The sequence below is a fragment of the Pseudomonas sp. LAIL14HWK12:I7 genome (assembly GCF_000483465.1).
GTDB classification, from domain to species: Bacteria; Pseudomonadota; Gammaproteobacteria; order Pseudomonadales; family Pseudomonadaceae; genus Aquipseudomonas; species Aquipseudomonas kermanshahensis.
In genome coordinates, this window is sequence record NZ_AXYZ01000017.1 from 54,711 (window position 1) to 68,911 (window position 14,201).

A 14,201-nucleotide genomic window follows, 5' to 3' on the forward strand; every position below is an offset into this window, starting at 1 on the left:
GCGGCTCCGATCAGTGGCGCGCCTGGCGCGCCCTGACCGGTACGGGTTGGGCCACCAGCACGATGCCGGAAAAGCCCAGTACCAGGAAACAAAACATCTGCCAGCGCTCGCCCACTGAAATGCCGTAGCGCAAGGTGTAATACCCCACGCAAGCACCGAAGCCGAGCAACAGCATCTGGCCACGGAACTGCCGCCACCAGGCAGACAGCCCCTCTACCCTCGCCAATACCGCCAGCTGGGTCAACAAGCCTAGCAAGGCCACGCCAATCAACCAGCGGTCGATCTGCCCAGCGACATCCTGCACCAGCAGGGGCGCTAGGCCAGTGACCTTGAGCGCGGGCACCAGCCCCACATGAAACACCCACAAGCCGCCAACCCAGAATACCTGGGCCAGCTGCCAGAGGATCCCTTCAAGGGATGGCGCCCGCAGGCGCCGATCAGATGTGTTTGACTTCGACAATCTCGTACTCGACCGTGCCACTTGGCGTCTTGACGACGACGGTATCACCTTCTTCCTTGCCGATGATGGCACGGGCAATGGGTGCGCCGCTCGAAAGCTTGCCCTGTTTCACGTCGGCTTCATCCTCGCCGACGATCTGGTAGGTCACTTCATCATCGGTTTCGGTGTTGGCCAGCACCACGGTGGTGCCGAAAATCACCTTGCCGGTGTGAGGGATCGTGGTCACGTCGATCACGACCGAGTTCTGCAGGCGGCCTTCGATGTCGCGGATACGCGCCTCGACCATGCCCTGCTCCTCACGGGCGGCATGGTATTCGGCGTTTTCCTTGAGATCGCCCAGCTCGCGCGCCTCACCAATCGCCTGGCTCAGGCGCGGGCGCTCGGTCTTGCTCAGGAACAGGTGCTCTTCTTCCAGGGCGCGAGCGCCCTGGACGGTCATCGGGTACTTGGTAATGCTCATGCTTTAAGTCCTGCATGCAGATCTTGCAAGCGACGAACGGTCTTCTCAGGACCAAACTTCAACGCTTCGCAGATGGCTTCACCGGCCGCAATGGTGGTGGTGCAGTAAATCTTGTGCTGCAGCGCATTGCGACGAATCGAGTAGGAATCAGCGATCGACTGACGGCCTTCGGTGGTGTTGATGATCAGCGACACTTCGTCGTTCTTGATCATGTCGACCACGTGCGGGCGACCTTCGGTCACTTTGTTCACACGGCGCACTTTCAGGCCAGCCGCCTCGATAACCTTGGCGGTGCCGGCAGTGGCAACCACTTCGAAGCCCAGGGCGATCAGGTCGCGGGCAACGCCAGCCACTTGTGGCTTGTCGTCGTCACGCACGCTGATAAACGCAGTACCGCCGGTCGGCAGCACTTCGCTGGCACCCATCTGGGCCTTGGCGAAGGCTTCACCGAAGCTGTCACCGACGCCCATGACTTCACCGGTCGATTTCATCTCAGGGCCGAGGATCGGGTCAACCCCTGGGAACTTGGCGAACGGGAAGACGGCTTCCTTGACGCTGTAGAAGTTCGGGATGATTTCTTTGGTGAAACCGATCTCTTTCAGGGTTTTGCCAGCCATGACGCGGGCCGCGATCATCGCCAGCGAAGTGCCGATGCACTTGGAGACGAACGGTACGGTACGCGAGGCGCGCGGGTTGACTTCGATCACGTAGATCTTGTCGCCCTGCAGGGCCAGCTGCACGTTCATCAGGCCGACCACGCCCAGCTCCAGGGCCATTTTCTTGACCTGTTCGCGGACTTCGTCCTGCACGTGAGCCGGCAGCGAGTACGGTGGCAGCGAGCACGCCGAGTCACCGGAGTGAACACCCGCCTGCTCGATGTGCTGCATGATCGCGCCGATCACCACGTCGGTGCCGTCGCAGACCGCATCCACATCCATCTCGATGGCGCAGTTGAGGAAGTGGTCGAGCAGCACCGGGCTGTCATTGGACACTTGTACCGCTTCACGCAGGTAGCGCTTGAGCTCGTCCAGTTCGTAGACGATTTCCATGGCGCGCCCACCCAGTACGTACGACGGGCGCACGACCAGTGGGTAACCGATACCGCCCGCAGCGCGGATCGCTTCTTCTTCGCTGCGCACGGTAGCGTTTGGCGGCTGCAGCAGGTTCAGGCGCTGAACCATCTGCTGGAAACGCTCACGGTCTTCGGCACGGTCGATGGCGTCCGGGCTGGTACCGATGATCGGTACGCCGGCTTCTTCCAGGGCGCGGGCCAGTTTCAGCGGGGTTTGGCCGCCGTAGTGCACGATGACGCCTTTCGGCTTCTCGACGCGGCAGACTTCCAGCACGTCTTCCAGGGTCAGCGGCTCGAAGTACAGGCGGTCGGAGGTGTCGTAGTCGGTGGAGACGGTTTCTGGGTTGCAGTTGACCATGATGGTCTCGTAACCGTCTTCACGCAGGGCCAGTGCCGCGTGTACGCAGCAGTAGTCGAACTCGATGCCTTGGCCGATACGGTTAGGGCCGCCACCCAGGATCATGATCTTGTCGCGGGTCGACGGGTTGGCCTCGCACTCTTCCTCGTAGGTCGAATACAGGTAGGCGGTGTCGGTGGCGAACTCGGCAGCGCAGGTGTCGACGCGCTTGTAGACCGGGAACACTTCCAGCTTGTGACGGTGGCGACGCAGGTTCTTGTCGGTGATACCGAGCAGTACGGCCAGGCGCTGGTCCGAGAAGCCTTTGCGCTTGAGGCGCAGCATCAGGTTCTTGTCGATGGCCGACAGGGCCAGGGTCTTGACCTTCTCTTCTTCCTTGATCAGGTCTTCCATCTGAACCAGGAACCACATGTCGATGCCGGTCAGGGCAAAGATTTCTTCGCAGGTCATGCCCGAACGCATGGCGTCAGCGACATACCAGATACGCTCGGCACCCGGCACGGTCAGTTCGCGCTTGAGGATGCTGGCAGCTTCTGGGCTGGCCAGGTCGACTTTCGGGTCCAGGCCGCAGGCACCGACTTCCAGGCCGCGCAGGGCTTTCTGCAGGGATTCCTGGAAGGTACGACCGATGGCCATGACTTCACCCACAGATTTCATCTGGGTGGTCAGGCGGGCGTCGGCTTTCGGGAATTTCTCGAAGGCGAAGCGTGGCAGCTTGGTGACGACGTAGTCGATCGACGGCTCGAACGACGCCGGGGTGCGGCCACCGGTGATGTCGTTTTGCAGTTCGTCGAGGGTGTAGCCGACGGCCAGCTTGGCGGCGATCTTGGCGATCGGGAAGCCGGTAGCCTTGGAAGCCAGGGCCGACGAACGCGATACGCGCGGGTTCATCTCGATCACGACCATGCGGCCGGTGTTCGGGCAGATACCGAACTGCACGTTGGAACCGCCGGTTTCGACACCGATTTCACGCAGCACCGCCAGCGAGGCGTTGCGCATGATCTGGTATTCCTTGTCGGTCAGGGTCTGCGCTGGCGCAACGGTGATCGAGTCACCGGTGTGCACACCCATCGGGTCGAAGTTTTCGATCGAGCAGACGATGATGCAGTTGTCCTTCTTGTCACGGACCACCTCCATCTCGTATTCCTTCCAGCCGATCAGCGATTCGTCGATCAGCAGCTCTTTGGTCGGCGACAGGTCCAGACCACGGGCGCAGATTTCTTCGAATTCTTCACGGTTGTAGGCGATACCACCACCGGTGCCGCCCATGGTGAACGACGGGCGGATGATGCACGGGAAGCCGAGCTTCTCGAGGACCGCATTGGCCTCTTCCATGCTATGGGCGATACCGGAGCGCGGGCACTCCAGGCCGATGTCCTTCATCGCCTTGTCAAAGCGCGAGCGGTCTTCTGCCTTGTCGATGGTGTCGGCGTTGGCGCCGATCATCTCTACGCCGAACTTTTCCAGAACGCCATGGCGCTCCAGGTCCAGGGCGCAGTTCAGCGCGGTCTGGCCACCCATGGTCGGCAGCACCGCGTCTGGGCGCTCTTTTTCGATGATCTTGGCCACCGACTGCCATTTGATCGGCTCGATGTAGGTGGCGTCGGCCATGTCCGGGTCGGTCATGATGGTGGCCGGGTTGGAGTTCACCAGGATGACGCGGAAACCTTCCTCGCGCAGGGCTTTGCAAGCCTGGGCGCCGGAGTAGTCGAATTCGCAGGCCTGGCCGATCACGATCGGGCCAGCGCCGAGAATCAGGATGCTTTTGATGTCTGTACGTTTTGGCATGGTTGTCACTCAAATCCGCGGGTCAGTCGGCAAGCCGTCTTGAACAATCTGGGTCAGGCGCTTCCGGGCGCGGCGCAAGCCGGCCCGGGGCCTTGATGCAGGATGCTCAGCGGCGCTTGGCCATGGCATCGGTGAAACGATCGAACAGTGGCGCGACGTCAGTCGGGCCTGGGCTCGCTTCAGGGTGGCCCTGGAAGCTGAACGCGCTCTTGTCGGTGCGCTCGATGCCCTGCAGGGTACCGTCGAACAGCGACTTGTGGATGGCGCGGACGTTGCCCGGCAGGGTGGCTTCGTCGACGGCGAAACCGTGGTTCTGGCTGGTGATCATGACCACGCCGGTGTCCAGGTCCTGGACCGGGTGGTTGGCACCGTGGTGGCCGTGGCCCATCTTGACGGTCTTGGCGCCGGAGGCCAGGGCCAGCAGCTGGTGGCCGAGGCAGATGCCGAACACCGGGATCTCGGTTTCAAGGATTTCCTTGATTGCCTGGATCGCGTAGTCGCAAGGCTCCGGATCGCCAGGGCCGTTGGACAGGAACACGCCATCGGGGTTGAGCGCGAGCACTTCGCTGGCCGGGGTCTGGGCAGGCACCACGGTCACGCGGCAGCCACGGGCCACCAGCATGCGCAGGATGTTCAGCTTGACGCCGTAGTCGAAGGCGACCACGTGGTACGGCAGCTCGGAGGCTTCGATGGTTGGGTGGCTGTCGGTTTTCAGTTCCCACACGCTGGAGCGCCACTCGTAGCGCTCTTTGGTGGAGACGACCTTGGCCAGGTCCATGCCCTTGAGGCCTGGGAAGCCGCGGGCGGCGGCGATGGCGGCTTCTTCGCTGATGTTGTCACCGGCGAGGATGCAGCCATTCTGAGCGCCCTTTTCACGCAGGATACGGGTCAGGCGACGGGTGTCGATGCCAGCGATGGCGACGACGTTGTTGGCCTTGAGGTAGTCCGGCAGCGACTGGGTGTTACGCCAGTTGCTGGCCAGCAGCGGCAGGTCACGGATGACCAGGCCGGCAGACCAGACACGGTTCGACTCGGCGTCTTCCGGGGTAGTACCGGTGTTGCCGATGTGCGGATAGGTCAGGGTAACGATTTGCTGGGCGTAGGAAGGGTCTGTAAGGATTTCCTGGTAGCCGGTCATAGCGGTGTTGAACACCACCTCACCAACGGTCTGACCGTCGGCACCGATGGCTTCACCGCGAAAAATACTGCCGTCGGCAAGGGCGAGTATGGCTGGCTTTGTCAAGAAGACCTCCCGTAAATCAAGCATGAAAGGGCGATCGCAGGTTGCAAAAAAGCGGAGTGACGTATGGACACGTCACCCCGCTTTCATGTGCTGAATTCAATTCGCTGCGCGCTTTTAGTGGACACACTAAAGCTGTAGCTTACAGAAAAGTGCTTTTTGGGTCTACCGTATATGTGCCTCTAAAACACATGATTGCGACAGGGGGTGCCTTGCACCCCATCGCCGGCAAGCCGGCTCCCACCAGTCAGCACCAACCCGAAGGCTTGCACTCCCCTGTGGGAGCCGGCTTGCCGGCGATTGGGCCATCAGCAACACAGCAAGGATCAGTGCAGCCCCAGAACGTCCTGCATGTCGTACAGGCCCGGCTCGCGCCCATCCAGCCACAGCGCGGCACGTACCGCACCCTTGGCGAACGTCATGCGGCTCGACGCTTTGTGGGTGATCTCCAGGCGCTCGCCTTCAGCGGCGAACAGCACGGTGTGGTCACCCACCACATCACCGGCACGCACGGTGGCGAAGCCAATAGTCTTGCGATCACGCGCGCCGGTCTGGCCTTCACGGCCATACACTGCCACTTCCTGCAGGTTACGGCCCAACGCATTGGCAACCACTTCGCCCATGCGCAGCGCAGTACCCGACGGCGCATCGACCTTGTGACGGTGGTGCGCTTCGATGATCTCGATGTCGACATCATCACCCAGCACCCGCGCCGCCATGTCCAGCAGCTTGAGGCTGAGGTTGACGCCCACACTGAAGTTGGCGGCGAACACGATCGGGATTTCCTTGCCCGCGTCAGCCAGCAATTGCTTCTCTTCGACGCTGAAACCGGTGGTGCCGATAATCATCGCCTTACCGTGCTTGCGGCAGAAGGCCAGGTTCTTCAGGGTTACCGAAGGGTGGGTGAAGTCGATCAGCACGTCGAATTCGTCGGCAACCTTGGCCAGGTCATCGGACAGCAGCACGCCGATCCGACCGAGGGCCGCCAGCTCACCTGCATCAGCCCCGACCAGCGAGCTGTCAGGGCGATCGATCGCCGCCGTCAACCCGGCTCCTGGCGTTTGCTGCACGGCCTCGATGAGGGTTTTGCCCATCCGCCCTGCTGCACCCATCACTGCAATACGTCGCATCGCTATTTCCTTGTCAGAGATCGCCGAAGAAGCGCTTTACACCGTCGAACCAGCCACTGGCCTTGGGCGAATGGGAGCTGTCGCCTTCCAGCGAATCACGCAGCTCTTCGAGCAGCTCGCGCTGACGACGGCTGAGGTTGACCGGGGTTTCCACCGCCACACGGCACAGCAGGTCACCGGCACCGCCACCGCGCACCGGCGCAACACCCTTGCCACGCAAGCGGAACTGCTTGCCGGTCTGGGTACCTTCCGGAATCTTCAGCTTCACGCGGCCATCGAGGGTTGGCACTTCCAGCTCGCCACCCAGCGCTGCATCGGTATAGCTGATCGGCACTTCGCAGTACAGGTGCTTGCCATCACGCTGGAAGATCTCGTGCTCACGCACATTGATCACCACGTACAGGTCGCCAGTCGGGCCACCGTGGGTACCGGCCTCGCCTTCGCCCGACAGGCGAATGCGGTCGCCGGTATCGACACCTGCAGGCACCTTGACCGACAGCGTCTTGTATTCCTCGACACGGCCTTCGCCATGGCACGAATTGCAAGGGTCGGTAATGATCTTGCCCTGGCCATGGCAACGCGGGCAGGTCTGCTGCACCGAGAAGAAGCCTTGCTGCATACGCACTTGGCCAATACCGCCGCACGTCGGGCAGGTCGACGGGGTCGAGCCCTTCTTCGCGCCAGAACCGTCGCAAGGCGTGCAATTGACCAGCGTCGGCACGCGGATACTGACCGTGGTGCCACGCACCGCTTCTTCCAGGTTCAGCTCCAGGGTGTAGCGCAGGTCGCTGCCACGCTGGGCACCACCACGACCACCGCCGCGGCCGCCGCCGCCACCGAAGAAGTCACTGAACACATCACCAAAGATGTCAGAGAAGTTGGCGCCGCCGAAGCCTGCACCACCGCCGCCCATGCTTGGGTCGACGCCGGCGTGGCCGTACTGGTCGAACGCCGCGCGCTTGCTGGCGTCAGACAGCACTTCGTAGGCCTCGTTGGCCTCCTTGAACTTGTCTTCCGACTCTTTGTCGCCTGGGTTGCGGTCCGGGTGGAACTTCATCGCCAGGCGGCGATAGGCCTTTTTCAGGTCAGCTTCACTGGCGCCGCGCTCGACACCCAGGACCTCATAATAATCACGCTTGGACATAGGTCATTTGCACCTTGTTGGGCGTTCGGCATCTGCGCCGCGCCATCAGCACCCGCCCAAACACCACGAATGGCCCTGACAGATGCTGTAAAAATTCTCGAATTCCAGATACGCCAACGCGGGAGCAAGCCCCCGCGCGGCGACATCCTACCAGCTCACCGACAACCGCCGGTGAGCTGGCCGACAACATGCAACGATTACTTCTTGTCGTCGCCTTTTACTTCTTCGAACTCGGCGTCAACCACGTCATCGTGCTTGGCTTCCGGCTCGGCCTGCTGCGCGCCGCCCTGAGGCTGTTCGGCCGACTGCTCGGCGTACATCTTCTGGGCAACCGGTGCCGACACCTTGGACAGCTCTTCGACCTTGGCGTCGATCGCGGCCTTGTCGTCGCCTTTTACAGCGGCTTCCAGGGCAACGACGGCAGCTTCGATGGCAGTTTTTTCTTCAGCGGTGACCTTGTCACCTGCATCTGCGACCATCTTGCGGGTCGAGTGAACCAGCGCATCACCCTGGTTACGGGCACCGGCCAGCTCTTCGAACTTGCGGTCTTCCTCGGCGTTGGCCTCGGCATCACGCACCATTTTCTCGATTTCATCGTCGGACAGGCCGGAGTTGGCCTTGATCACGATCGACTGGGTCTTGCCGGTGGCCTTGTCTTTCGCGCCGACGTGCAGGATGCCGTTGGCGTCGATGTCGAAGGTCACTTCGATCTGCGGAACACCACGCGGTGCTGGCGGGATGTCAGCCAGGTCGAACTTGCCCAGCGACTTGTTCTGCGAAGCTTGCTTACGCTCACCCTGCAGCACGTGAATGGTCACTGCGCCCTGGTTGTCGTCGGCAGTCGAGAACACCTGCGACTTCTTGGTCGGGATGGTGGTGTTTTTCTCGATCAGCGCGGTCATCACGCCACCCATGGTTTCGATACCCAGGGTCAGCGGGCTGACGTCCAGCAGCAGAACGTCTTTGACGTCACCGGCCAGAACGGCACCCTGGATAGCGGCGCCCATGGCGACGGCTTCGTCCGGGTTGACGTCCTTGCGTGCTTCCTTGCCGAAGAAGTCAGCAACGGTTTTCTGTACCAGCGGCATACGGGTCTGGCCACCGACCAGGATCACGTCGTCGATCTTGCTGGCTTCGATGCCAGCGTCTTTCAGCGCGATGCGGCAAGGCTCGATGGTGCGCTGCACCAGCCCTTCTACCAGCGACTCCAGCTTGGCGCGGGAGATCTTCACGTTCAGGTGCTTAGGACCGGTGGCGTCTGCAGTGATGTACGGCAGGTTGACGTCGGTCGACTGAGCGGAAGACAGCTCGATCTTGGCCTTTTCCGCGGCTTCTTTCAGACGCTGCATGGCCAGAGGGTCGCCCTTCAGGTTCATGCCGGACTCTTTCTTGAACTCCTCGACCAGGTAGTCGATCAGCAGCATGTCGAAGTCTTCGCCACCCAGGAAGGTGTCACCGTTGGTCGCCAGTACTTCGAACTGGTGCTCACCGTCGACTTCGGCGATTTCGATGACCGAAACGTCGAAGGTACCGCCACCCAGGTCATAAACGATGACAGTGTGGTCGCCCTTGGCCTTGTCCATGCCGTACGCCAGTGCAGCAGCGGTCGGCTCGTTGATGATGCGCTTGACGTCCAGACCGGCGATGCGGCCGGCGTCTTTGGTAGCCTGGCGCTGGCTGTCGTTGAAGTAGGCCGGAACGGTGATGACCGCTTCGGTGACAGGCTCGCCGAGGTAGTCTTCGGCGGTCTTCTTCATTTTCTTCAGCACTTCGGCGCTGATTTGCGGCGGTGCCATTTTCTGGCCGTTGACTTCAACCCAGGCGTCACCGTTGTCGGCCTTGGCGATCTTGTACGGAACCAGCTGAATGTCTTTTTGCACGACATCCTCTTCGAAGCGGCGGCCAATCAGGCGCTTCACTGCGAACAGGGTGTTGTGCGGGTTGGTGACAGCCTGGCGCTTGGCCGACTGACCCACCAGGATTTCGCCATCGTTGGCGTAGGCCACGATCGAAGGGGTAGTACGCGCACCCTCGGCGTTTTCGATGACTTTGACGTTACCGTTTTCCAGGATGGAGACGCACGAGTTGGTGGTCCCCAGGTCGATACCGATGATTTTACCCATGTTAACTCTCCCGAAACTTGAATTTGGTAGCAGCGACTACTTTGGCCAACTGCGGTAATACTTGAAGGCTTGACACCTAGATGGGGTTGCCCCGGAGGATTTCAAGCCTGTTCATTGATCGAAGGCTGAGCTGCGCTTGGCGCCTTGCTGACCACCACCATGGCGGGGCGCAGCAGGCGGCCGTTGAGCAGGTAGCCTTTCTGGAACACCTTGAGCACGCTGTTGGGCTCTACGTCGGCGCTTTCCTGCATGGCCATGGCCTGATGGTGCTCAGCGTTGAACGGTTCGCCGTGCGGGTCGACAGGCTCAAGGTTGTAGCGCTTGAGGGTGTCGTGGAACATTTTCAGGGTCAGCTCGATGCCTTCACGCATCGGCTTGATACTTTCGTCGTCGGCATTGGACAGTTCCAGGCCGCGCTCCAGGCTGTCGATTACTGGCAGCAGGTCACCCGCGAACTTCTCCAGGGCGAACTTGTGGGCCTTCTCGACATCCTGCTCGGCGCGACGGCGCACGTTCTGCAAATCGGCAACAGCGCGCAGCGACTGATCCTTGGCGGCGGCCAGCTGTTCCTCGAGCTCCAGAACACGGGCGCCGACAGTATCTGCACCGGTTTCTTCGACGTTAAGGTCTTTCTCATTCAGCTGTTCGTCAGCCATTGGGTCTCTCCTGCGCAAATTTCTGGATTACGAGCCAGGCTCGCCTTTGTTGTCGGCTATATGGGGCCGGAAAAACCAGCTTCAAGGGGCAGCGTGGTTTTCCGCGCCACATGAGAATCTGTGAGCGGGCATTGTCAGGGCGGAAAAAAGTACTGTATAAATAACCAGACCTGAACCTTCGGGAGCCGCCCCATGCTGGTGCACCTGTCCATTCACAACTACGCCATCGTCGAACACCTTGACCTCGAACTTGCCCGCGGCATGTCCGTCATCACCGGCGAGACCGGCGCAGGCAAATCGATCATGCTCGACGCCCTCGGCCTGGCCCTCGGCGACCGCGCAGACAGCGGCGTGGTGCGCCCCGGGGCAGACAAGGCGGACATCCTCGCCACCTTCGACCTGGCAGACATCCCCGAAGCCAGCACCTGGCTGGCCGAGCGTGACCTGGACAACGACGGCCCGTGCATCCTGCGCCGAGTGATCACCGCCGAAGGCCGCAGCCGTGGCTACATCAATGGCACGCCTTGCCCGCTCAGCGACCTCAAATCGCTTGGCGAACTGCTGATCGACATCCACAGCCAGCACGAGCACCAGTCGCTGCTCAAAACCGACACCCATCGGCGCCTGCTGGACGAATACGCCGGCGCCATCGACCTGGCCCGCCAGGTGCAACTGGCCGCCAAGCGCTGGAACCAGACCCGCCTGGAGCTGGAGCGCCTGTCCAATTCCGGTGACGAGCAACGCGCCCGCCACCAGCTGTTGAGCTATCAGCTCGAGGAGCTGGACAACCTCGGCCTGGGCGAAAACGAGCTGGTGCAGTTGGAGCAGGAACACAAAAACCTGACCAACGCCGAAGCCCTGTTCGGCATCTGCCGCCAGGTCATCGACCAGTGCAGCGAGAGCGACTCGGGCAACGTGCTCAGCGCCCTCACCTCCAGCCTCAATCGGCTGGGTGCCGCCACCAATTCACCCAAGGCACTGGGCGAAGCCGCCAACCTGATTGCCAGCGCGCAGATTCAGGTCGAAGAAGCCGTGGGCGAGCTCAACCGCTTCCTGGATCACTTCGACGCCGACCCCATGCGCCTGCAGGCCCTGGAAGAGCGCCTCGACACTATCTACACCCTGGCCCGCAAACACCGCGTGCACCCCACCGAACTGCCGCATCTGCAGCAGCGCTTGATGGAAGAGCTGGAAGGCTTGAACGCCAGCGACGAATCGATCGAGCGCCTGGGCGAAGAGCTGGCCGCCTATGCCCAGCACTATAAAGAGCGGGCTCGCGAGCTGAGCGCCTTGCGCCAGCAGGCCGCGCAACAGTTGGCGGTCGCCGTCGAGCAAGAAGTCCAACGCCTGGGTATGCCGGGTGGTCGCTTCTGCATCGAGCTTACCCCCAACGAAGGCAACGACCTGTCGCCCCACGGCCTCGAGCAAATCGAACTGCTGGTGAGCGCCAACCCCGGCCAGCCACTCAAAGGCCTGGCCAAGGTCGCGTCGGGTGGCGAGCTGTCACGCATCAGCCTGGCGATCCAGGTGATCACTGCACAGACCTCGCGTATCCCCACCCTGGTGTTTGACGAAGTCGACGTCGGCATCGGCGGCCCTACTGCGGAGATCGTCGGCCAACTGCTGCGCCGGCTGGGTGACCGCGGCCAGGTACTGACCGTAACCCACCTGCCGCAGGTCGCGGCACAAGGGCATCACCACCTGTTCGTGCACAAGGTGCGCCACAGCGACACCACCCACACAGCGGTGGCCAGCCTGGGTAAACGCGAACGGGTCGAAGAAGTGGCGCGCATGCTGGGCGGCATCGACCTGACCAAGGAATCCCTGGCACATGCACGCAAGATGGTAGTCAGCGGCAAGGCTTAGTGACCGGACTATGCATTAGCTGCTTAATGACTGACCTATGCGTTACCTGCTTAATGACTGGCCTACGCATTACCTGTAGGAGCAGCCTTGTGCTGCGAAAAGGCCAATGGCAGCAGCACAGTCCTACTGTGTTTTCACCGGCCTCTTCGCAGCACAAGGCTGCTCCTACCCCAAAAGCACAAAGGCGACCCGAAGGTCGCCTTTGCTATTTATAACGATCGAAATCGTTACTTTTTCTTACGCACATAGAGGACCAGGTTGTGGTCCACCAGCTCGTAGCCATGCTCGGCCACGATCTCGCGCTGACGCCGCTCGATTTCAGCATCCATGAACTCGATGACTTCACCGTTCTCCACGTTGACCATGTGGTCGTGGTGACCGCCATCCGCCAGTTCGAAGACCGCATGACCGCCGTCGAAGTTGTGGCGAACCACCAGACCCGCCGCTTCGAACTGGGTCAGCACGCGGTAGACGGTGGCCAGGCCGACGTCCTCACCAGCTTCCATCAAGGCCTTGTAGACATCCTCGGCACTCATGTGACGCTGCTCGGTAGAATCGAGCATCTGAAGGATCTTTACTCGAGGCAGGGTAACCTTGAGACCGGCTTTGCGTAATTCGCTATTTTCAACCATGGTCAGCTTTCTCGCCGATGCTGCTTCGCAGCTTCTCTTAATACGGGTATGATCGGGGTTTACGTTGTCCAGCCAAGATAGTGGAAGTCGCCCACCGATGCAAAACACCAAGCTCTTGCTAACCAGCCTCACCCTAGTGGGACTGCTCGCACTCGCCGGTTGCTCGTTTCCCGGGGTTTACAAAATCGACATCCAGCAGGGCAATGTCGTCACGCAGGACATGATAGACCAATTACGCCCGGGAATGACCCGACGGCAAGTAAGGTTTATCATGGGCAACCCCCTGATTCAGGACACGTTCAACACCAACCGTTGGGATTACCTGTACAGCCTGCAGCCTGGTGGCGGAAAACGCCAGCAAGAGCGCATGAGCATTTTCTTCAACGAAAGCGACCAGTTGGTCAGCCTGTCTGGCGACTTCATGCCAGGTGTGAGCCGCGACCAGGAAATCCTCGGTGGCAGCAGCGACACCACGGTCAGCCCGGCAACCCAGCCAGAGCAGGCCACGCCGCAGCCTGAAGAGAAACCGGCCAAACCCGGTTCGGTGGAAGAATCCATCCAGCGCGAGATCGACACCATCGAGACCACCCCGGTCCCGACGCCGGCACCGCTGGAAACCTCCCCGCAGTAAGCGCGGCGGTCATCAAAAAGCCCGGGCCTTGGCCCGGGCTTTTTTGTGCGCCACTACTCAGCTATTGAGCTGCTTGGCGCGCTGGCAGAAGGCATCTACCAAGGTGTTGGCGGCCTGATTGAACAGCGGCCCCAACGTCGCCCGTACCAGCGGCCCAGCATAATCGAAGGACAAGTCCAGGCTGATCTTGCAGGCCTTCTCGCCCAGTGGCTTGAACACCCACACACCGTGCAGCTGGGAGAACGGCCCCTCTTCCAGGTTCATTTCGATGGACTGCCCAGGCACCAGCACATTGCGCGTGACGAAATGCTGGCTCATGCCACCTTTGGCAACCTCCAGCTTAGCGCGCATGTGCGTGTCACTGGCCTCGATGACCGTCGATGCCGAGCACCACGGCAGAAATTGCGGGTAGCTCGCCACGTCATTGACCAGATCGTAAAGCGCCTGGGCGGGATACGGTAGCAGGGCGGAGCGTTGAATATGGGTAGTCATCCAGGCGTCACTTCCAAGGCTGGGTGGCGGCGCTTCGCAGCGTGCCAAAAGCAGGTTCTGTACCTACGACAGGGCCTGTATTGTCCGGTATTCATTGCGGTGGCTCAAGCACACCGAAATCCCATAGCCGACCACGCATCGAGTTGCCT

12 protein-coding genes are annotated in these 14,201 nt (G+C 61.2%); 2 read left to right on the top strand and 10 right to left on the bottom strand.

Annotated elements, in window-relative coordinates; translation table 11 throughout:
- Positions 1–10 precede the first annotated feature (10 nt).
- From D886_RS0116925 to grpE, 8 genes are all read right to left on the bottom strand, one after another.
- Entirely contained in the window at positions 11–460 is a 450-nt protein-coding gene (locus D886_RS0116925; protein ID WP_081717511.1) for an MFS transporter, read from the bottom strand.
- Entirely contained in the window at positions 438–920 is a 483-nt protein-coding gene (gene greA / locus D886_RS0116930) for a transcription elongation factor GreA (protein ID WP_008098898.1), read from the bottom strand. Before greA ends, D886_RS0116925 begins: the two co-directional genes overlap by 23 nt.
- Positions 917–4,138, bottom strand: coding sequence for a carbamoyl-phosphate synthase large subunit (carB, locus tag D886_RS0116935; RefSeq protein ID WP_027595035.1), 3,222 nt, complete (start codon positions 4,136–4,138; stop codon positions 917–919). The genes greA and carB overlap by 4 nt, the downstream gene beginning before the upstream one ends.
- A 106-nt stretch (positions 4,139–4,244) precedes the next feature.
- The gene (carA, locus tag D886_RS0116940; protein WP_027595036.1) at positions 4,245–5,381 is read right to left on the bottom strand and encodes a glutamine-hydrolyzing carbamoyl-phosphate synthase small subunit; all 1,137 of its coding nucleotides are present in this window, start codon (positions 5,379–5,381) and stop codon (positions 4,245–4,247) included.
- A gap of 323 nt (positions 5,382–5,704) precedes the next feature.
- Complete coding sequence (gene dapB / locus D886_RS0116945) at positions 5,705–6,508, bottom strand: 4-hydroxy-tetrahydrodipicolinate reductase (RefSeq protein ID WP_027595037.1); 804 nt, start codon at positions 6,506–6,508, stop codon at positions 5,705–5,707.
- Positions 6,509–6,521: 13 nt separating this feature from the next.
- Positions 6,522–7,652, bottom strand: a complete 1,131-nt coding sequence (gene dnaJ / locus D886_RS0116950) for a molecular chaperone DnaJ (RefSeq protein ID WP_027595038.1) — start codon at positions 7,650–7,652, stop codon at positions 6,522–6,524.
- 197 nt (positions 7,653–7,849) lie between these two features.
- Positions 7,850–9,775, bottom strand: a complete 1,926-nt coding sequence (dnaK, locus tag D886_RS0116955) for a molecular chaperone DnaK (RefSeq protein WP_027595039.1) — start codon at positions 9,773–9,775, stop codon at positions 7,850–7,852.
- Between the two features lie 101 nt (positions 9,776–9,876).
- Positions 9,877–10,431: a nucleotide exchange factor GrpE gene (gene grpE / locus D886_RS0116960; protein ID WP_027595040.1), complete on the bottom strand. Its 555-nt coding sequence runs from the start codon at positions 10,429–10,431 to the stop codon at positions 9,877–9,879.
- A 192-nt stretch (positions 10,432–10,623) separates the two neighbouring features.
- Between grpE and recN the strand changes: the two genes are divergently transcribed.
- On the top strand, positions 10,624–12,297 hold the full coding sequence (gene recN / locus D886_RS0116965; protein WP_027595041.1) for a DNA repair protein RecN: 1,674 nt from the start codon (positions 10,624–10,626) through the stop codon (positions 12,295–12,297).
- 227 nt (positions 12,298–12,524) lie between these two features.
- On the opposite strand, the gene fur is transcribed toward recN, so the two are convergent.
- Positions 12,525–12,929 (bottom strand): ferric iron uptake transcriptional regulator, encoded by a 405-nt coding sequence (gene fur, locus D886_RS0116970; RefSeq protein ID WP_027595042.1) that lies wholly within the window; start codon positions 12,927–12,929, stop codon positions 12,525–12,527.
- A gap of 97 nt (positions 12,930–13,026) precedes the next feature.
- Here fur and bamE point away from each other — a divergent pair, with 97 nt between their 5' ends.
- On the top strand, positions 13,027–13,560 hold the full coding sequence (gene bamE, locus D886_RS0116975; RefSeq protein WP_027595043.1) for an outer membrane protein assembly factor BamE: 534 nt from the start codon (positions 13,027–13,029) through the stop codon (positions 13,558–13,560).
- A 57-nt stretch (positions 13,561–13,617) separates the two neighbouring features.
- On the opposite strand, the gene D886_RS0116980 is transcribed toward bamE, so the two are convergent.
- Positions 13,618–14,052: a type II toxin-antitoxin system RatA family toxin gene (locus tag D886_RS0116980; RefSeq protein WP_027595044.1), complete on the bottom strand. Its 435-nt coding sequence runs from the start codon at positions 14,050–14,052 to the stop codon at positions 13,618–13,620.
- Positions 14,053–14,201: the final 149 nt, after the last annotated feature.